General features: G+C 61.1%; 18 protein-coding genes and 1 tRNA gene. 13 read left to right on the top strand and 6 right to left on the bottom strand.

Annotated features, from left to right (window positions below; translation table 11 throughout):
* Positions 1-30 precede the first annotated feature (30 nt).
* From choW to EP165_RS10785, 7 genes are all read left to right on the top strand, one after another.
* Positions 31-891: a choline ABC transporter permease subunit gene (gene choW / locus EP165_RS10815; protein WP_127522282.1), complete on the top strand. Its 861-nt coding sequence runs from the start codon at positions 31-33 to the stop codon at positions 889-891.
* Complete coding sequence (choV, locus tag EP165_RS10810) at positions 888-2,075, top strand: choline ABC transporter ATP-binding protein (RefSeq protein WP_127522280.1); 1,188 nt, start codon at positions 888-890, stop codon at positions 2,073-2,075. Before choW ends, choV begins: the two co-directional genes overlap by 4 nt.
* 194 nt (positions 2,076-2,269) lie before the next feature.
* Positions 2,270-4,726 carry a response regulator gene (locus EP165_RS10805; RefSeq protein WP_127522278.1) on the top strand — a complete coding sequence of 819 codons (2,457 nt, stop codon included), beginning with the start codon at positions 2,270-2,272 and terminating at the stop codon, positions 4,724-4,726.
* 124 nt (positions 4,727-4,850) lie between these two features.
* Complete coding sequence (locus EP165_RS10800) at positions 4,851-5,612, top strand: 3-hydroxyacyl-CoA dehydrogenase (RefSeq protein WP_127522276.1); 762 nt, start codon at positions 4,851-4,853, stop codon at positions 5,610-5,612.
* 65 nt (positions 5,613-5,677) lie between these two features.
* Positions 5,678-6,784 carry a CaiB/BaiF CoA transferase family protein gene (locus EP165_RS10795; RefSeq protein WP_164743005.1) on the top strand — a complete coding sequence of 369 codons (1,107 nt, stop codon included), beginning with the start codon at positions 5,678-5,680 and terminating at the stop codon, positions 6,782-6,784.
* Positions 6,785-6,816: 32 nt separating this feature from the next.
* Positions 6,817-7,584 (top strand): HugZ family pyridoxamine 5'-phosphate oxidase, encoded by a 768-nt coding sequence (locus tag EP165_RS10790; protein ID WP_127522272.1) that lies wholly within the window; start codon positions 6,817-6,819, stop codon positions 7,582-7,584.
* Between the two features lie 10 nt (positions 7,585-7,594).
* A complete protein-coding gene (locus EP165_RS10785; protein WP_127522270.1) occupies positions 7,595-8,395 on the top strand; it encodes a TrmH family RNA methyltransferase in 801 nt (266 codons plus the stop codon).
* A gap of 6 nt (positions 8,396-8,401) precedes the next feature.
* Here the strand turns inward: EP165_RS10785 and EP165_RS10780 are convergent, their stop codons facing one another.
* Together EP165_RS10780 and EP165_RS10775 are read right to left on the bottom strand one after the other, a co-directional pair.
* Positions 8,402-9,637 carry a coiled-coil domain-containing protein gene (locus EP165_RS10780; protein WP_348629557.1) on the bottom strand — a complete coding sequence of 412 codons (1,236 nt, stop codon included), beginning with the start codon at positions 9,635-9,637 and terminating at the stop codon, positions 8,402-8,404.
* Between the two features lie 213 nt (positions 9,638-9,850).
* Entirely contained in the window at positions 9,851-10,441 is a 591-nt protein-coding gene (locus tag EP165_RS10775; protein WP_127522266.1) for an EipA family protein, read from the bottom strand.
* Between the two features lie 305 nt (positions 10,442-10,746).
* Between EP165_RS10775 and chpT the strand changes: the two genes are divergently transcribed.
* Together chpT and EP165_RS10765 are read left to right on the top strand one after the other, a co-directional pair.
* Positions 10,747-11,376 (top strand): histidine phosphotransferase ChpT, encoded by a 630-nt coding sequence (gene chpT, locus EP165_RS10770; RefSeq protein ID WP_127522264.1) that lies wholly within the window; start codon positions 10,747-10,749, stop codon positions 11,374-11,376.
* Between the two features lie 151 nt (positions 11,377-11,527).
* Positions 11,528-11,911, top strand: coding sequence for a response regulator (locus EP165_RS10765; RefSeq protein WP_127522262.1), 384 nt, complete (start codon positions 11,528-11,530; stop codon positions 11,909-11,911).
* 106 nt (positions 11,912-12,017) lie between these two features.
* On the opposite strand, the gene ctrA is transcribed toward EP165_RS10765, so the two are convergent.
* A complete protein-coding gene (gene ctrA / locus EP165_RS10760; protein WP_127522260.1) occupies positions 12,018-12,713 on the bottom strand; it encodes a response regulator transcription factor CtrA in 696 nt (231 codons plus the stop codon).
* Positions 12,714-13,185: 472 nt separating this feature from the next.
* Between ctrA and EP165_RS10755 the strand changes: the two genes are divergently transcribed.
* Together EP165_RS10755 and EP165_RS10750 are read left to right on the top strand one after the other, a co-directional pair.
* Positions 13,186-13,563, top strand: a complete 378-nt coding sequence (locus tag EP165_RS10755; protein ID WP_127522258.1) for a flagellar export protein FliJ — start codon at positions 13,186-13,188, stop codon at positions 13,561-13,563.
* A gap of 61 nt (positions 13,564-13,624) precedes the next feature.
* Entirely contained in the window at positions 13,625-14,074 is a 450-nt protein-coding gene (locus EP165_RS10750) for a paraquat-inducible protein A (RefSeq protein ID WP_127522256.1), read from the top strand.
* 13 nt (positions 14,075-14,087) lie between these two features.
* Here EP165_RS10750 and sciP read toward each other — a convergent pair whose 3' ends face one another.
* Positions 14,088-14,363, bottom strand: coding sequence for a CtrA inhibitor SciP (gene sciP, locus EP165_RS10745; RefSeq protein WP_127522254.1), 276 nt, complete (start codon positions 14,361-14,363; stop codon positions 14,088-14,090).
* Between the two features lie 294 nt (positions 14,364-14,657).
* Here sciP and mnmA point away from each other — a divergent pair, with 294 nt between their 5' ends.
* On the top strand, positions 14,658-15,857 hold the full coding sequence (gene mnmA, locus EP165_RS10740) for a tRNA 2-thiouridine(34) synthase MnmA (protein WP_127522252.1): 1,200 nt from the start codon (positions 14,658-14,660) through the stop codon (positions 15,855-15,857).
* 18 nt (positions 15,858-15,875) lie between these two features.
* Here mnmA and EP165_RS10735 read toward each other — a convergent pair whose 3' ends face one another.
* Positions 15,876-16,829, bottom strand: a complete 954-nt coding sequence (locus EP165_RS10735) for a Gfo/Idh/MocA family protein (RefSeq protein ID WP_127522250.1) — start codon at positions 16,827-16,829, stop codon at positions 15,876-15,878.
* A 185-nt stretch (positions 16,830-17,014) separates the two neighbouring features.
* Here EP165_RS10735 and EP165_RS10730 point away from each other — a divergent pair.
* Positions 17,015-17,091 (top strand) — tRNA-Met (locus EP165_RS10730).
* A 278-nt stretch (positions 17,092-17,369) separates the two neighbouring features.
* Here EP165_RS10730 and EP165_RS10725 read toward each other — a convergent pair.
* Positions 17,370-17,837 carry an Lrp/AsnC family transcriptional regulator gene (locus EP165_RS10725; protein WP_127522248.1) on the bottom strand — a complete coding sequence of 156 codons (468 nt, stop codon included), beginning with the start codon at positions 17,835-17,837 and terminating at the stop codon, positions 17,370-17,372.
* Positions 17,838-17,902 lie beyond the last annotated feature (65 nt).

Genomic DNA, 17,902 nt, shown 5'->3' with positions numbered 1-17,902 from the left:
CCGGCCGCCTCCAGCGATTTAGGGGGAAACATGGATCCGATTTCGGAGTGGGTCGCCGGCTGGAAGATACCCATCGGTCGCTGGGGCAAGGATTTCTTTGATTTCCTCACGACCAATTTCGCCTGGTTCTTTCGCTCCATCTCGAACGGCCTTACATCTCTGCTCGATGGAATGGCCGAACTGATCCTGATGGCCCCGCCAGTTGTTGTCGTGCTCGTTCTTGCGGCACTTGCATATTGGCTCCAAAGATCCTGGAAACTATCGGCCGCGATGGTGCTCGGGTTTCTTTTCATCATCAATCAGGACCTCTGGGAACAGACGGTCGACACGCTGGTCCTCGTTGTCGCCGCGGCATCGGCCTCGATGGCGATCGGCGTGCCTATCGGCATCTGGGCGGCTCACAAGAAAACGGTCTGGAACTGGCTCAACCCGCTGCTCGACCTGATGCAGACCCTGCCGACCTTCGTTTACCTGATACCGGTTCTGATCCTGTTCGGTCTGGGCGTAGCGCCAGGGCTGATCGTTACCGTCATTTTCGCGTCGCCTGCACCCATCCGGCTGACATACCTGGGCATCACCGCCGTACCCAAGCCGCTGCTGGAAGCAGGTGAATCGTTTGGTGCAACCAAACGGCAGCTGCTCTGGAAGGTCGAACTGCCGGCTGCGCTTCCGACGATCATGGCCGGCCTGACCCAATGTATCATGTTGTCGCTTTCCATGGTCGTGATTGCCGGGCTGATTGGCGCAGGCGGCCTCGGCACTGAAGTCGTGCGCGCCCTGAATTCCGGTCCGCGCGGCATTCCGCTTGGCATCGAGGCGGGCCTCGCGATCGTGATCCTCGCCATTTCGCTTGACCGCATGTCGCGCGTTCGTGTGGGGACAGCGCCATGACCAGAGCCGTCGAGTTCCGCGATGTCGACATTCTGTTCGGCGCCGAAAGACACCAGGCTGAAGCACTGCCCATGCTCGAAGCCGGCTCGAGCCGCGCCGAGATTTTGGAAAAGACCGGCGCGGTGCTGGGCTGTGCAGGCTGCAGCCTGACCGTCGAACAGGGCGAGATTTCCGTCCTGATGGGGCTGTCGGGCTCCGGCAAGTCAACGCTGCTTCGTGCCGTAAACGGCCTCAACAAGGTGACCCGCGGCAAAGTAGAGGTCCACGACGGCGACTGGTCGGCCGATGTCGTGAGCTGCGGTCCTGCCGATCTGCGCAAGATCAGGCGCGAATGCGTCGCCATGGTGTTTCAGCAGTTTGCCCTCCTGCCGTGGCGCACCGTGGAGGAAAATGTCGGCTTCGGCCTCGAACTGTCGGGTGTGGCCGCAAATGAACGCAAGGAGCGCGTGGCGCGTCAGCTCGAACTGGTGGGTCTGTCCGAGTGGGCTTCAAAATACGCGCATGAGCTTTCGGGCGGCATGCAGCAGCGCGTCGGACTTGCACGTGCCTTTGTGACCGAAGCGCCGATCCTCTTGATGGACGAGCCCTTTTCAGCGCTCGATCCGCTGATCCGCACCAAACTCCAGGACGAGCTGCTCGACCTTCAGGAAAAGCTGCACAAGACGATCCTCTTCGTCAGCCACGACCTCGAAGAAGCACTCAAGATCGGAAACCGCATCACGATCATGGAGGGCGGGCGGATCGTACAGACGGGGACCCCTGAGGAAATCGTTCTTTCGCCGGCAAACGACTACGTGCGGGACTTCATCTCCAACGTAAATCCCATGTCGGTGCTGACCGCCTGGAACGTAATGCGCGACAAGCGCGACCTTGAAGTCGCCGGCGACAACTGGCTCTGGCTTGACCGCCGGCAAACGACTCGCTTCCAGCTTGATGGAAATGGGTTGGTCATCGCCGCCGAACACAACGGTAAACCGGCAATGTGGACTTCCTGCGATCCGCTGGAAGAAATTCGACCGGATGTCCAACCGGTGTACTGGGCCAAGCCCGGCACGCCGCTGCGCCTCGTGATGCAGGCGATGCATCAGTCCCACACGGCTCCCGTTGCTCTGTTCGATGAACAGTCCCGTTTCATCGGCGCCATCGGAATACGAGACATTCTCAAGGCAATCCTGCGCAGATAATCTGTCCGCCGGCCTCCCCCGGCAGTTATTAATATTGCCGATGACGCATTCATCTAGGCATTTTTGCGTCGACCGGCACAAGAAATCCCGACTTTCGCGTATTTGCGACTTTGCCGGCCAATTGAAGTACAACTTTTACTCAAAGTTCACCCTGTACCGCGATATTGACGCCTCGATTGGCCGGGGGCCGTCTTATGGCACGATTTTTCCGCAGCATACGGCGCGGACAGGAACGTAAAGACGAGCGGGATGCTTCCGGTGCGTTGCGCGCTTTTCTGGGATTCATGAAGCGCAAGAAGGCCCAGACCGCTGCGCCGGACGATACCGACACCGCTGAGACCATTGCGAATGCGGTTGGCGGGCTCCGCACGCGCAACGTTTTTGTCACGTTGACCTTTGTCGCTGTCTGCGGCGTCGCCGTGACCGGCGGACACAAGGGCAACTCATACTTTTCCAACGCCACATCCATGGCAGTGCTGATCGCCGAAGCGGACGATCTCAGCGACTACCTCACGCAGAGCTCCATCCAGCTCGCGGATTTCGACAGGCGTGTTTCGGAAACCGCGACAAGGGCGCTCAAAGTTCAGTCGGAGCGGCTGAGCGACCTCCACACCAGGATGGCCCGCGTATGGCTGCGGGCCGAGGACGGATTGAAAGCGCAGCTGCTCATCTTTACGCCCTATGGCCGCATGACGCCGCCCGAACTCATCGATCACTGGCGAAAACAGGTCGACGAGGCGGCACTTGACGCGGCCATAAATCCAGTCGCGGCGGGCAAGTATCTGGAAGGCTATATCAGCCTCGCCGTCAAGCTGTCGCTCAGGCAGCAAGCAGACATTCTACGCGACCTGAACAGCGTTCTCGCAGACCGGACCAAGATAGCGATCAACGCAGCCGGCGCGTTCTTCCTGCTCTTTGCCGCCTTGATACTCTTTGTCTTTTTCATCCCCATGGAACGCTCGGTCGGCAAAGCGCTCGACAAGCTGCGGGCTGCCCTCGATGACGCCAAATCGTCCGAAAAGGCCAAATCGGAGTTCCTGGCCAATATGAGCCATGAAATCAGAACGCCCATGAACGGCGTCATGGGGATGGCTGAGCTGCTGGCCCAAACCGACCTCGACCAGCGCCAGCGCACCTTCACCGATGTCATCGTCAAGTCCGGCGCGGCGTTGCTGACCATCATCAACGATATCCTGGACTTCTCCAAGATCGACGCGGGCCACATCGAGTTCGATCCTGCCCCCTTCGATCTGCGCGAAGCCGTCGAAGACGTTGCGACGCTAGTTTCTTCACGCGCATCGGAAAAGGACCTGGAGCTTATTGTCCGCGTCGACCCAGAATTGCCCCATTGGGTGATGGGCGATGTCGGCAGGCTGCGCCAGATCCTCACCAATCTCGTCGGCAACGCGGTCAAGTTCACCGAGCAAGGTCATGTACTGATCGAGTTGTCACAATCGCCATCCGGCATCCGTTTTGCCGTCACCGACACCGGCATCGGCATCCCGGAAGACAAACTCAGCGGTGTCTTTGACAAGTTCAGCCAGGTCGACTCGTCGTCGACCCGACGCCACGAGGGAACCGGCCTGGGGCTCGCGATCGCTTCACGGCTCGTCACCCTCATGGACGGAAAATTCGGCGCCGCCAGCGAAGTCGGTGTCGGGTCCACCTTCTGGTTCGAGGTACCTCTCATGGAACACGAAGCGCAGCAGGATGTGCCGGCGGCCGAGAGCGACCATACCGGAGCACGTATCCTCATCGTCGACGACAGCCCTATCAACTGCGAGATCTTCATGGAAACGCTGCGCAACTGGGGCTACGACTGTTGCGCCGTCGAGAGAGGCAGGCTTGCCCTCGACTTCCTCGATCATGCCGCCGAGATGGGCGCAGGCGTGGACCTGATGGTCCTGGATTATCAGATGCCGGACATGAACGGAGCCGAGGTGCTGACCGCATTGCGCGGCCGCACCGCGACCCGCGATCTTCCCGTCATCCTGTTGACCTCGGTCGACCACGGTCTCGCTTTTCGTGAGCTGAAGGCCGCCGGCGCATCGGCAATCCTGACCAAGCCCGCGCGTTCGTCCGCTCTGCATGCCGCGATCAAGGACCGTTTGTCTGCGGCCCGGTCCGGACATGGCAGCGCACCCGAGATCGAACCGGCCGCCGGCAAAGCCGCTGAAGCCGCACCGCAGGTCAGGCCCGTGGCATCGGAAGCAATGCCGGCCGCTACCGTTACGGCTGCGTCAGACTCCAACTCGCTGGATATTCTGGTTGCCGAGGACAATGAGGTAAATCAGCTTGTTTTCGACCAGATCCTGCGCCCGCTCGACTATCAGTTCCGTATCGTGGATGACGGCAACCGCGCCGTAGAAACCTGGAAACGCCGTCGCCCGCGCCTTGTCCTCATGGATGTTTCCATGCCCGGTATGAACGGCCTGGAGGCAACACAGGCCATCCGCGCCACGGAAGCCGAACAGGGCCTGTCGCGTACGCCGATCATCGGCATCACCGCGCACGCGTTGAAGGGCGACCGGGAGCGTTGCATCGAAGCAGGCATGGACGATTACCTGACCAAGCCCGTTTCGCCAGACAGGCTGGCATCCAAGCTTATCGAATGGATCAGTTCCGGCGAGAAGCGGCAGGCCAGCGCCTAACCTTCCGCCCCATCCCGGCTGTGCGAATTCTCGATCCCGGCGCGCCACGCGGCTTGCGCCGTGCACCGGGCTGCCGGTACGATGTGCGAAATTTGTTTTACTTCATAACATTCAGGAGGAGTGGATGAATCCATCCGGTCAGGTTGCAGTGGTCACCGGCGGCGGTTCGGGGCTTGGCGAAGCGACGGCGCGGGCGCTCGCGGCCAAAGGTGCGCAAGTCGCCCTGCTCGATGTCGGCATAAAGAACGCGGAAGCGGTAGCGGCAGACATCGGCGGCATCGCCATCAAGTGCGACGTTTCGAACGCCGAGGCCGGCGAAGCGGCTTTCGAAGAGGTGGCTGCCAGGCTTGGCGCTCCGCGCATCCTGGTCAATTGCGCCGGCATTGGCATCGCCATGAAAACAACCGGCAAGGAAGGAGCCCATCCTCTCGACCTCTACCGCAAGGTCATCGAGGTCAATCTGATCGGCACATTCAATATGATCCGCCTGTTTGCCGTTCGGGCCGAAACGCAGGAGCCCCTTGATGGCGGCGAACGCGGCGTGATCGTCAACACCGCATCCGTGGCGGCTTATGACGGCCAGATCGGCCAGGCGGCATATTCGTCCTCCAAGGGCGGCGTGGTCGGCATGACGCTGCCCGTGGCACGTGACCTAGCCCGCGCCGGCATTCGCGTCTGCACCATTGCGCCGGGCATTTTCCGCACCCCGATGCTGGCCGGCCTGCCGCAGGACGCGCAGGATTCCCTCGGTCAGCAGGTGCCCTTCCCGCCACGCCTCGGCGAGCCCGCCGAATACGGCGCCCTGGCTTGCCACATTGTCGAAAACCAGATGCTCAACGGCGAGACAATCAGGCTGGACGGCGCCATCCGCATGGCACCGCGCTAAAAGCGGCCAAAAGGGTGGCGGCAGGAGCGAAAAGCGGCCCGCTTGCCGGGTTTCGCATTCTTGAAATGGCCGGGCTCGGGCCGGTGCCCCTTGCCGGACTGATGCTCGCCGAGATGGGTGCCGAGGTTGTCCGCATCGAGCGGCTTTCCTCGGCCCGCGCCTTCCTGACGATACCCGGGAAGTTCGACCTCGACCGTCACGGCCGCGCAGTCCTCAGGCTCGATCTGAAGGACCCGCGTGCGGTCGAGCTTGTGCTGCGCATGATCGAAAAGGCCGACGCTCTTGTCGAAGGCTTCCGGCCGGGCGTGATGGAGCGGCTGGGACTGGGGCCTGACGTTGCACTTTTGCGCAACCCGGCGCTGGTCTACGGCCGCATGACCGGTTTCGGCCAGGACGGTCCGCTGGCAGACCGCGCCGGACACGATCTCACCTATCTGGCGCTTACCGGCGTGCTGCATGCCATCGGCCAGAAGGACGGCAAACCGACACCGCCGCTCAATCTGGTCGCCGATTTCGGCGGCGGCACGATGTTCCTTGTCGCGGGAGTGCTTGCCGCCCTTCTGGAACGCAGCCGCAGCGGCAAGGGCCAGGTGGTTGACGCAGCGATGGTCGATGGCGCGTCGATGCTGGCCGCCCCGTTCTTCAGCTTTCTTGCCACCGGGTTCTGGAACGAAACCCGCGGATCGAACCTGCTCGATTCCGGAGCGCCATTCTACGATACCTATGAGACCGCGGATGGCGGTTATGTCGCCGTTGCCTGTCTCGAGCCCCAGTTCTTCGCCGAATTTGCCGGGCTCCTGCGGCTCCCCGCGCAGCTTGCAAAAGCACAATATGACCAATCGCTCTGGGACGATATGCGCGCGGAAATCGCGGCGCGCTTCGCGACCCGTCCACGTGACCATTGGGCGCAGCTTTTCGAACAGACGGACGCGTGTGTTGCTCCGGTGCTGACCTTCTCGGAAGCGGCTGCGCACCCGCACAACCGCGCCCGCGAGACACACACGGACAAGGGCGCCGACATGCTTCGCCCACGTCCGGCACCCCGTTTCGGACGCACGCATTCGGCGGTCGAGGGTCCGAGGCAAACGAGCGCCGCCGAGGCGCTGGCCGGCTTCGGGTTCGACGAAAGCGAAATCGGCGGCCTTGTCAGCCAGGGCATCATCGAAGAATAGTCGGCGCCGCGAAGCAGCTATCGGAATTCCGCGTGAACAAGGACAAGAAGGACGTACTGCGTCCGACCGACGCCGAGGCGATCGCCCTCGCCCGCAGCCTGTTGCGAACGGCGCGCTTCGGCGCGATTGCGGTGCTCGACCCGGAAAGCGGAGCACCGGTTGCGAGCCGCGTCGCGGTCGCGACCGATTTCGACGGCACGTCAATCATCCTGGTGTCCTCTCTGTCGGCACACACGGCGGGGCTGGCGGCTGACCCGCGCTGCTCGCTGTTGCTCGGCGAACCCGGCAAGGGCGACCCCCTTGCCCATCCGCGCATCTCGCTCTCCTGCAGCGCACGCCGGATTGGCCCGGACGACAGCCGCCACGCCCGTATCGAGCGGCGTTTTCTAAACCGTCACCCGAAAGCCAGGCTCTATGCGGGTTTTGCCGACTTCGGCTATTTCCTTGTGGAGCCGCTGAACGCCAGCCTGAATGGAGGTTTCGGCAAGGCTTACATGCTGGATGCCGGCGAATTGCTCGTCGGTGTCGATGAAGGACTGGATGCGATCGAACAATCCGCAATCGAGCACATGAACGCCGACCACGCGGATGCAGTGAATATCCTCGCCCGTGCTTTTGGCAAAGCCGGCGGCGGCGATTGGCGGCTGAGCGGCATCGACGTCGAAGGCATCGATCTGATCGGCAACGACACCAGCTTGCGCATCCTCTTTCCGGAACCTTTGACCGGCGCCGATGATCTGCGTTCCACTCTTGCGCGCATGACCGCCGAGGGCCGGGCCACGCTCGGCTCAGACAGGTAGCCGTGACCTCATGGTATCGATCGCCCAAATCGGCAGCGCCGACGACCCGCGAATAGCGGGCTACCGCAACATTCGCGACCGCGACCTGGCACGCCAAGACGGTCTCTTCATCGCCGAAGGCAAGGTCGTCCTGCGGGTACTGTTCGAAAGCGGCAGGTTCGAGCCGGTGTCGGTTCTGGCGTTGGAAAACCGGCTGGACGGCATTGGCGAGATTCTGGCGGGCGCACCGGCGGACCTCCCGGTCTATGTCGCCCCGTCATCGGTGATGGACGCGATTGCCGGTTTCCACATGCACCGCGGCGTACTGGCATTGGCTCGCAGGCGTACCCCGCCGACAGTCTCCGAACTGGTGGCAGATCTGCCCGAAAACGCACTCGTGGTGGTGCTTGTCGGTATTTCCAACCACGACAATGTGGGCGGCATCTTCCGCAACGCGGCGGCCTTCGGCGCTCACGCGGTCTTGCTTGACGCGACATGCTGCGACCCGCTCTACCGCAAGGCTATCCGCGTTTCCGTCGGGGGCGTGCTGAAGGTACCGTTCACAATTGCGCCCGACTGGCGCGCGCTCCAGGAAACGCTGGACATGGCGGGCTTTCGACAACTCGCACTCACCCCTGCCGGCGCGCTGGACATCGCGGAGATTTCGCCTGCAGGCCGCACCGCGCTCTTTTTCGGCACCGAGGGCGAAGGCCTGCCGGCCGAGCTCATGGCCCGCATGGAGGGCGTCAGGATCGCGATTTCATCGGAGTTCGACAGCCTCAACGTCGCCGCGTCATCGGCGATTGCCCTGCACAGGCTGTCGGCCTTTTAGGCCCGCTCAGCGCTGCGCGGCGGCTGCCTTCTGCAAGGCGCGCACGCGGTCGGCCAGATTGACGATCGTGTCGGCCGCCTTGGGCGCGCCATTGATGGACGGCGTTTCGTCCAGTGCCTTGCGGATGGGCGAATCGGGGCCATCCAGTGCCAGGGTCAGATTAACGACTTCAGCGGCCAGATCGTTGATCTGCTCACGCAGAAGCGCATTCTCGCGCCGCTCTTCATCCCAGTCGTCCGACTTGTCGCGTTCGAACGCCTCAACCTGCTTGCGCAGCTTCTTGTTTTCCTCGACCAGGGTCTTGAGCCGGCCCTCGATGCGGTCGCGGTCGGCATTCAGCTTCTCCATCGCCTTCTCGATATCTGCGCCCTTGGCGCCTTCGAGAAGCTTGGACATCTGCAAGGTCAGCTCCGCCACTTCGCCTTCGAGCTTCACTTTCTCCTCCTGAACCTTGCTGACCTCCGCGCTCAGGTCGCTCTCGGATCCGGAGTTGGTTTTGATTTCCTCGCGAAGCCGCCCGAGTTCCTTCTCGCGGCGGTCGAGCTTTTCCTCCCGGTCGGACAGCGTCGAAATCGTACGTTCGAGCCTGCTTTCAAGGTCGGCTGCTCGCCGTTTTTCCAGCTTGAGGGCGTCCTGCGCCGCTTTTGTTTCGGCAGCCATCTCGCGCACTTTGCGATCGGCTTCCTTACGCTGGTCCCGCAAGCCCGAAACATCGGTAGACAGCTTTTCAACCTCGGTTTCGCGCGCCACAAGCTCGATCTGGCGGCTCGATGAGGCAAAGGTCGCCTCGTCGTACATGCGGCCCATCTTGTCGAGCTCGAGCGCCCGCTCCTCGAGTTTGGCTTCCGCGTCGAGCAGCTTGTTCGAAAGCTGCTGCAGCTGTTCCTCGCGACGGCGCAACTCGTTGCGGAGTTCGCCGGCATTGGCCTCCAGCGAGGTAAGGGCCTCGTTCTTTTCGGTCCGCTCCTCGGCAAGCCGGTGCAGCTCATCGCGGTTCTTGTTGATCTCGATGATCTGGGCGGCGGCCTTCTCCTTGAACGATTTGACGCTCATTTCGAGCCGGCGCGTCGACATGGCAAACTCGGCCCGCATACGGTCCTTGTCGGCCTGGATTTCGTTAAGGGAAAGCGGGACGGAGGCTTCGATGCGCCGCCGGGTCAATACAACGGCGCGCCGCCATATGGCCGGCGCGACCATAAGCGCAAGAAACCCCGCGCACAGGAAACCCAAGGAAAAGAACAAGATACTCTGTATCACGGACGAAAGCCCCATGACCGCCACATATCGGTCGACTGTGCCACGGTGTGCCTCACTGAATCCAGTGCCTCTCGGCTTTACTGTTCTTTAGGGTTAAACCCATCGCTGCACCTGTCTGTGACAAAACAAAGGCGCCCGCCGGGTTGCGGCAGGCGCCTTCGGTGTCTGTGTCGCGGCGGCAGGCGCCGCGAGCCTGATCTAGAATGGGTTCCAGGTCGGGAACTGCGTCAGCTTCAGGTAGCCCACATTGACGCCAAGCCGTGCGCCGACGCCGGTACGGATCGGAACCAGCAGGACGTCGCCGCGCTTGAGGACATTGAAGCCCAGCCCGGCCACCGCATAGGCGGAACCGGCAACGCCGAGAAAACGCTGGTAGATGGCGGGCACGGAATTCAGATTGTAGACCAGCATCATCGTGCGCGAGCCTTCGCCGCCGAAGTCCCAGCCAAGCGAGGGACCCTGCCAGAACACCACGTGATCACCGGCATTCTTCGTGTAAAGCTGGCCCTCGCCATAGGTGAGCCCGCCGACAAGCGCGCCGGAGCCCTCCTGTCCCAGCACATAACCATTTGGCAGGCCGAACGACGAGAACGCCTTTTCGACAACCGCCGCGAGCCCGCCGGACGTTGACCCGAAGAACCGGTGGCCGGCATCGACAACCTCCTGCATGGAGTACGAGTCCTGCGCGTTGGCGCGTGCCGAAACCATGCCGGCGGCCATGGCCGTCAGGAAAACGAGTACCGCCGCGACGATACGGGTGCGGATAGAGGCGGGGAAACCGGATAGCATCTTTCCATTCTCCGTTATTGCGGTAACAGCCGCTATCGGATGCAGAAGGCCAAATCACGGCCGGTCCGAAGTGCGGATGAATCGAATGCGATCTTAGGTCTCAATCCTTTTTCAACCATTAATCCGCGATGAAGTTCCGGCAATTGCGCTTCGGCAGCCCTATTGCGCGATCGCGCAGTTGCAACGCGTTGCAGATAGGCTTTTGTTCAAGCCGACACTGGACCGCATATCGCGCTATGATACCGCGTGCGATTCGGAGCGGACCGGGGCGCAACATGATGCAGATGAACGGGGGCCTATCTGGTATGGACGACAAATTTTCACTGTCAGCGTCGGAACTGGCGGCGCTGCTTTGTAGCCGTGTATGCCATGACATCATTTCTCCGGTCGGTGCGATCAACAACGGCCTTGAGCTTCTCGACGAAGGCGGCGCCGACGAAGACGCCATGCAACTCATCCGCGCCAGTGCGGTGAACGCCTCGGCGCGCCTGCAATATGCACGCCTTGCCTTTGGCGCTGCCGGCTCGGCGGGCATGCAGATCGATACGGGCGACGCGCAAAACGTCGCTACGGCCTACATTCGCAACGAAAAGCCGGAGCTGGAGTGGATTGGCGCACGAGCGCTGCTGCCAAAAAACAAGGTCAAGTTGCTGCTCAACCTGCTGCTGATCGCAAATGGCGCGATCCCGCGCGGCGGCAAAATCACCGTTCAGCTCGAGGATCTCGAAACCGCGCCGAAGTTCACGCTCGTTGCCGGCGGTCCCATGGTGCGCGTTCCGCCCAAGTTTCTCGAACTGCATTCAGGCGCAAAGCCCGAAGAGCCGATCGACGCACATGCGGTTCAGCCCTATTATACACTGCTTCTGGCCCAGGAAGCCGGAATGACCGTAGGAATTCACGCTGGAGCAGATGAAATCAGGCTGACTGCCAGCTGATCGCACTGCTCTTTACTTCCAGATGCAAGGTTAAGTTGAAGTCAGCCTTTGGAGACTTTGCAGGCAACGCATTACATGATTGTTTACAGGTTGACGCTAATCTTGCCGCGCGCCATTGGGCGCGAGGACTAACCGACAAGGTGGCCGGATCATGAAACGGTGCATGATCGTGGACGATTCAAGCGTTATTCGCAAAGTGGCGAAACGCATACTGTCGAGCCCGCAGCTTCTGGTAAGCGAGGCCTCGTCCGCGACTGAAGCAATCTATATGTGCGAAGCCGACATGCCGGACGTGATAGTGCTCGACGCGTCGTTGCCGGATATGGACACGGTCGATTTCATTCGCCAAGCGCTGGCGATCGAGGCGAAAGCAAAGCCGCAGATCGTTGTGTGCCTGACCCAGTTCGACATCGGCACGATCATGCGCGCCAAACGTGCGGGCGCAAAGGGCTACATTCTCAAGCCGTTCAACCGCCAGCTGCTGATTGACCGCTTCCGCTCGATGGATCTGCTGGAAGCGGCCGAAGCGAGCTGAGCACCGGCAGCCTCTCCGGAATTTCTGATCAGAACAGTCGGCTCAATGCAAAACGCGCGACCCGTGAGGACCGCGCGCCAGCTTGAATTCGTTGGATCTCTTGAGGTCAGGCGCTCTCGCGCACCTCTTCGGGCTCGCGCAGCACGTAGCCGCGTCCCCAGACGGTTTCGATGTAGTTCTGGCCGCCGGACGCTGCGTCGAGTTTCTTGCGCAGCTTGCAGATGAAAACGTCGATGATCTTCAGTTCCGGCTCATCCATGCCGCCATACAGATGGTTCAGGAACATCTCCTTCGTCAGCGTGGTGCCCTTGCGCAGCGAGAGCAGCTCCAGCATCTGATATTCCTTGCCGGTCAGGTGCACGCGCTGCCCGCCGACTTCGACCGTCTTGGCATCCAGATTGACGATGAGATCGCCGGTGGTGATGACCGACTGCGCATGCCCCTTGGAGCGGCGCACGATTGCATGAATGCGGGCAACCAACTCGTCCTTGTGGAACGGCTTGGTCATATAGTCGTCGGCACCGAAGCCGAGGCCGCGTACCTTGTCCTCGATACCAGCCATGCCGGAGAGGATCAGGATCGGCGTCTTGACCTTGGACAATCTGAGTGTGCGAAGCACCTCGTAACCCGACATGTCGGGGAGGTTCAGGTCCAGGAGAATAATATCGTAGTCATAGAGCTTGCCGAGATCGACACCTTCCTCGCCGAGGTCGGTGACATAAACGTTGAAGCTCTCCGATTTGAGCATCAGCTCGATGCTCTGTGCCGTGGCACTGTCGTCTTCAATGAGCAGAACGCGCATCTTATTCCCCTTCTCTGCCGCCGGACCGGTAGTCACAGTGATGACCGGGGCAGCGATTGCCTGCATCGGAGGCTGCCAGCTAATGGTTAACAAAATCTGATTCTGCCAACAGAAGCAATATCAGACCTGATCAGCTCTCGGGTACATTCCCTTGAATCTAATGATGAATCGCACAGAACAAAGCTTAACGCAGCACTTCAGAGTCGGCTCGTAAGTGACTCATCGGACTCAACGTCTGGGGAAATCCGCCGACCGGTACCGATCTTTACCCCGCCTTAAGCCCTCGCACCTATGATTAACGATGCCCGTAAACGAATGGTTACCGGCACCGCGAAAGATTAGGATTTTCTTTCCATATCGCGGGCCGGGAAGCGGGCGGAGGGGTTCGATGCGCTGTTTTGCATGCGAGCCGTTTTTGAAGGGTGTTCCGACCGCTTGGTCGCGGTTTGCCGCGTGCAGGGAGTATTGAGTCATGAAGTCGCGCCATAATCTCGTACGGCTCAAGCAGTTCCAGGTGAGCGAAAAGCGCCGCCAGTTGGCGCAGCTGGATCTGATGATCGCCGAATTCGACCGCATGGCAATGGAACTGGACGCCCAGATCGCCGCCGACGAAAAGAAGGCTGGCATCACCGACGTGAGCCACTTTGCCTATCCGACCTTCGCCAAGGCTGCCAGGCAAAGGCGCGACAACCTCCGCAACTCGCAGGTCGACCTGGCACAGCAGAAAGAGGCCGCGCAGCTCGCGCTCGATGAAGCCGAACAGGAGCTCGCGAAGGCGGAAATGCTCGAATCGCGCGATGGCCGCGGTCGCGAAACAAGCGAAGAACCCCGCCAGGTCATGCACGGCTGATACGCCCCGCCGGTCAATTCCCCGGCTTTGCGCCGGCCATCGGGGCCGCTATAGCGGGCGCATGCGCCTGATTGCCGCCATCCTGATAACTGCCGCCGTATTTTGCTTCGCCCTCGGCATAACGTTGCCGCTTCTTGAAGTGAAGCGGCTGGTGTTTTTCTCCGAAAAGCCATCGCTTCTGCACATCATCGCCGGCCTGTGGGACACGGGCGACTGGCTCCTGGCGCTTGCCATAGCGGTTTTTTCCATCGGCCTGCCCGCAATCAAACTGGTATCGATCCAGTATCTGATCAGCGCACCAGCCGGCAAAGCCGCGCGATTGCGGGCGATGATCGGCACGCTCTCCAAATGGTCGATGCTCGATGTGCTGCTGGTTGCGCTGGTGATCTTCGCCGCCAAGTCGAGCGGCCTAGCAACCGCGCTGACCTTGCCCGGCCTGTGGTTCTTTGCAGGCTCTGTGGTGATGACGGCGATTGCGTCTTTGCTGGCGCAGGCCAAGCCCGGGCGCTAGAGCGCCCTGAGCGCTAATGCCGGTACTGCTGGATGCGTGTGGTGCGAAGGCCCGCAAGGCCGTGATCGTCGATCGAGGCCTGCCAGGACAGGAATTCCTCGACCGTCAGCCGATAGCGGGTGCAGGCCTCGTCGAGGCTCAGCAAACCGCCGCGCACGGCCGCCACAACTTCCGCTTTGCGCCGGATCACCCAGCGCCGTGTATTCTGCGGCGGCAAGTCGGCTATTGTCAGCGGGCTGCCATCCGGCCCGATAACATATTTGACACGCGGTCTAACCAGATCGGTCATCGTACTCTCTACAAACCCACAGACCTAACCTGAGCAACACTACGCAGACAGCTTTAAGATTTGCCTAAACGAACGGTAATCGACGGCTAACCTCGGTGAACGAAAGGTTAGCGGCCACGTTCACATTTTATGGATTCGGCCCGGAAGCCCATGACTGTGGCGAAATGGACTCTGCTGTCCTATATCGAGGCCGTTGGCATTGGGCCCCGATCCGTGCGAAATGGACCCGGCTGACATAACATCGCAATTGAGCCCGGCGGCACGGGCCAGACGCCGCTCGAAACGGCCACGGAAATGAACGATCGCCTCAACAGCCTCGACCTGCCCGGCAAGCCGGCCGACACCCGCATCGTGGTTGCGATGTCGGGCGGCGTGGATTCCTCCGTTGTTGCCGGACTGCTGGCCGCGGAAGGTTATGAAGTCGTCGGCGTAACGCTGCAGCTTTACGACCATGGCGCCGCTGTTCACCGCGCCGGCTCATGCTGCGCGGGCCAGGACATCGATGACGCACGCCGTGTGGCCGAAACGCTGGGCATTCCGCATTACGTGCTGAACTACGAGCAGCGCTTCCGCGAGGCGGTGATCAATCCCTTTGCCGAGAGTTATGTCGCGGGCGAGACGCCGATCCCCTGCGTCGCCTGCAACCAGACCGTGAAGTTCGCCGACCTGCTTCAGACTGCGCGCGACCTCGGCGCCGACGCTCTTGCTACCGGCCATTATGTGCGCAGCAGGCTGAACGGAAACCACCGCGCACTCTACCGCCCGGTCGATTCCGACCGCGACCAGAGCTACTTCCTGTTCGCGACCACGCAGGAGCAGCTCGATTTCCTGCGCTTTCCGCTTGGCGGAATGTCGAAACCGCAAGTGCGCGAGGCAGCCGAGCGCATGGGGCTGGCAATAGCCGCCAAGCCCGACAGCCAGGACATCTGCTTCGTTCCTCAGGGCAAATATTCCGACATCATCGCCAAGCTGAAGCCGGACGCCGCAGTGGCTGGCGATATAGTTCATATCGACGGCCGCGTGCTCGGCCGCCACGAAGGTATTCTGCGCTTCACGGTCGGGCAGCGCCGCGGCATCGGCGTCTCCTCGGGTGAACCGCTTTATGTGGTTCACCTCGATCCCGATGCGGCACGTGTGATCGTCGGCCCGCGCGAAGCGCTCAACACGCACCGCATTGCCTTGCGCGATTTCAACTGGCTGGGCGACGGCGAAGCCGCCGCGCTTCCCGAAGCCGGCATCGAGCTCTATGCAAAAGTGCGTTCGACCCGCCCGCCCAAGCCCGCCCGGCTGATTGCGGAAAACGGCTCGTTCATTGTCGAGCTTGCCGAGGGCGAGGCAGGCGTCGCGCCCGGTCAGGCATGCGTTCTCTACGATGGCGACGGCGACAATGCCCGCGTCTTCGGCGGTGGCTTCATCGAGCGCTCGGAGCGCCATGCTGACGCCGAGGCAATGCTGAAGAAGCTGGCCGGCGAACAGCGTGTGAGTGCCGGCTAGACGGCCTCACCCGAATTCTCAGTCGTGCGTGACCGTGCCAGCGGTCAATATCTTCAGCACCCCTATCGCTTCCTCGCCATCCGTGCGCGGCGCTTCGCGCGTTTCGATGCAATGAAGAAAGTGCTGCAGCTCGCGCGTCAGAGGCATACCCTCCGCCACCGGCACATAGGTCGGTTCGTTGGTGGTAAAGGCCCACTGCCCAGAATCCTGCCAGACCGCATGGCGGTAAACCGCGAGCTTGCGGCTCCAGGGTTCGACATCATCGAACACCGCCATCGCCCGCGTGCCGACTACGGTCAGCCTGCGCTCGCGATAAGGGTTCAGGCGCGACGTGAAGAGGTGCCCGCGAATGCCGCCCGGAAATCGCATATGCAGATGCGCGAAGTCCGAAAGATGATCGAGAAGCGCGGCCCCCTCGCCGCGCACCTCTTCCGGCGCTGCCCCCGTAATCGCCAGGATCATGGAAAGATCGTGCGGCGCAAGATCCCACAGCGCGTCGTTCTCGGTGTGGAACTTTCCGAGCCCCAGCCGGTGCGAGTGAATATATTTGACGTCGCCCAGCTCGCCTGAGCCGACCAGTTGTTTGAGCTGTTCGAACGCAGGGTGGAAACGCAACACATGACCGACCATGAAGATGCGCTGGTGCTCGCGGGCGGCTTCAACGGCGCGTTCGGCATCGGCGACCGACAACGCTATCGGCTTTTCGACCAGCACGTCCTTTCCGGCTTCAACGGCCTTGATCGCCAAGTCCGCATGATGTTGTGGCGGCAAAGCCATCACGATGGCATCGATGTCGTCGCGCGCAAACAGATCGTCAGGCTCAACGGCCAGACAATCATGCTCGATCGCGAAACCTTCCGCGCGAGCGGCGTTCACGTCGGAGACGGCGTGAAGTGCGCCAAGCGCCTTCAATGTCCGGACGTGATTGCTTCCCCAATACCCGCAACCGAGGACTGCTATGCGCGGTGCCATACTTCTCTTTGCCTTAAATGCGCCGCGCCTCAATAGACCCGGGCCCGTGGCCGCTCAACCCCACACTTTGATAATGGGTGAATCGCTGCGTGAAAACGCCCGAATTCACGGCGACTGCAATGCTTGACAGCCAGACCGCCGCAACCTTATATCCGCGCGACTTCAAGGTCGGCACGCCCGCCTGGGGCGGAGTAGCTCAGTTGGTTAGAGCAGAGGAATCATAATCCTTGTGTCGGGGGTTCAAATCCCTCCTCCGCTACCATCATGCCCCCAACCAGAGCGATGGGGTCATAAGCGGCAATCTCATTGATTTTGTTGATAAATTTCCAACTGAGGAAACTCTACCGACAATCCCTGCGGCTTTGACCTGATGCTCACACCACCGCGGCACCATTCTCTCAGTGCGATGCGGTTGAGTTGAGCTCGACAATTCCTTGATCGCCGGCCGCATGTGGCACCGTTCCCGTACCGGGGCGCCTTTAGTGGCCTGCCACACAAGCCCAAAGCGCCTAGTTCCACATCTTTCCTGTTAGCGCCGCGCTACCTTGATCGCGATATTCCGGATTTGACTCGGCGTAGAGGAATTGAGCTTTCTATAGACGCAACCGCTGGAATTCTGGTCAACTTGCCCGTCAGAAAGCTCTCGTAATCGGCGGTGTCCCGGACAGCCAAGCGTAGCAGATAGTCCCGATTGCCGGTCATGAGCCAGCAGTCGACGACTTCCGGATAGGTGCGAATGGCCGCCTCGAACTCCCTGATCGTGTCATCCACCTGGCGATCAAGCTTCACAGAAACGAAGACAGCGAACGGGAACCCGGCGCTCGCCTCGTCGATCATCGCATGATAGCCGGCGATGACACCCGCCTGCTCGAGCATGTTTATCCGACGGGCACAGGGTGACGGACTGAGGCCGACGCGCTGGCTCAGATCCTGCACCGATATCCTGCCATTCGCCTGCAATTCACGCAGAATTCTCTGGTTTATTGCGTCAATGTTAGGTTTTTCCACCTCATTTCCTCAAATCTTGGCTGTTTCGATCAATTAGTGACTCGATGTGGGCGGTAATTGCAAGG

Source organism: Mesorhizobium sp. Z1-4, from assembly GCF_004000235.1.
Lineage (GTDB): Bacteria > Pseudomonadota > Alphaproteobacteria > Rhizobiales > Rhizobiaceae > RCIO01.
The sequence above is the reverse complement of the archived record's forward strand: the minus strand, read 5'-3'. Positions and strand labels throughout refer to the sequence as shown.

What these genes read in the sequence shown, in the direction of transcription:
- EP165_RS10750 (WP_127522256.1), top strand. Translation starts at nt 13,625, where the DNA reads ATGCGCCTGATTGCCGCCATCCTGATAACTGCCGCCGTATTTTGCTTC.
- EP165_RS10775 (WP_127522266.1), bottom strand. Translation starts at nt 10,441, where the DNA reads ATGCTATCCGGTTTCCCCGCCTCTATCCGCACCCGTATCGTCGCGGCG.
- EP165_RS10800 (WP_127522276.1), top strand. Translation starts at nt 4,851, where the DNA reads ATGAATCCATCCGGTCAGGTTGCAGTGGTCACCGGCGGCGGTTCGGGG.
- sciP (WP_127522254.1), bottom strand. Translation starts at nt 14,363, where the DNA reads ATGACCGATCTGGTTAGACCGCGTGTCAAATATGTTATCGGGCCGGAT.
- EP165_RS10765 (WP_127522262.1), top strand. Translation starts at nt 11,528, where the DNA reads ATGAAACGGTGCATGATCGTGGACGATTCAAGCGTTATTCGCAAAGTG.
- EP165_RS10805 (WP_127522278.1), top strand. Translation starts at nt 2,270, where the DNA reads ATGGCACGATTTTTCCGCAGCATACGGCGCGGACAGGAACGTAAAGAC.
- chpT (WP_127522264.1), top strand. Translation starts at nt 10,747, where the DNA reads ATGGACGACAAATTTTCACTGTCAGCGTCGGAACTGGCGGCGCTGCTT.
- EP165_RS10795 (WP_164743005.1), top strand. Translation starts at nt 5,678, where the DNA reads ATGGCCGGGCTCGGGCCGGTGCCCCTTGCCGGACTGATGCTCGCCGAG.
- EP165_RS10785 (WP_127522270.1), top strand. Translation starts at nt 7,595, where the DNA reads ATGGTATCGATCGCCCAAATCGGCAGCGCCGACGACCCGCGAATAGCG.
- ctrA (WP_127522260.1), bottom strand. Translation starts at nt 12,713, where the DNA reads ATGCGCGTTCTGCTCATTGAAGACGACAGTGCCACGGCACAGAGCATC.
- mnmA (WP_127522252.1), top strand. Translation starts at nt 14,658, where the DNA reads ATGAACGATCGCCTCAACAGCCTCGACCTGCCCGGCAAGCCGGCCGAC.
- choW (WP_127522282.1), top strand. Translation starts at nt 31, where the DNA reads ATGGATCCGATTTCGGAGTGGGTCGCCGGCTGGAAGATACCCATCGGT.
- choV (WP_127522280.1), top strand. Translation starts at nt 888, where the DNA reads ATGACCAGAGCCGTCGAGTTCCGCGATGTCGACATTCTGTTCGGCGCC.
- EP165_RS10735 (WP_127522250.1), bottom strand. Translation starts at nt 16,829, where the DNA reads ATGGCACCGCGCATAGCAGTCCTCGGTTGCGGGTATTGGGGAAGCAAT.
- EP165_RS10755 (WP_127522258.1), top strand. Translation starts at nt 13,186, where the DNA reads ATGAAGTCGCGCCATAATCTCGTACGGCTCAAGCAGTTCCAGGTGAGC.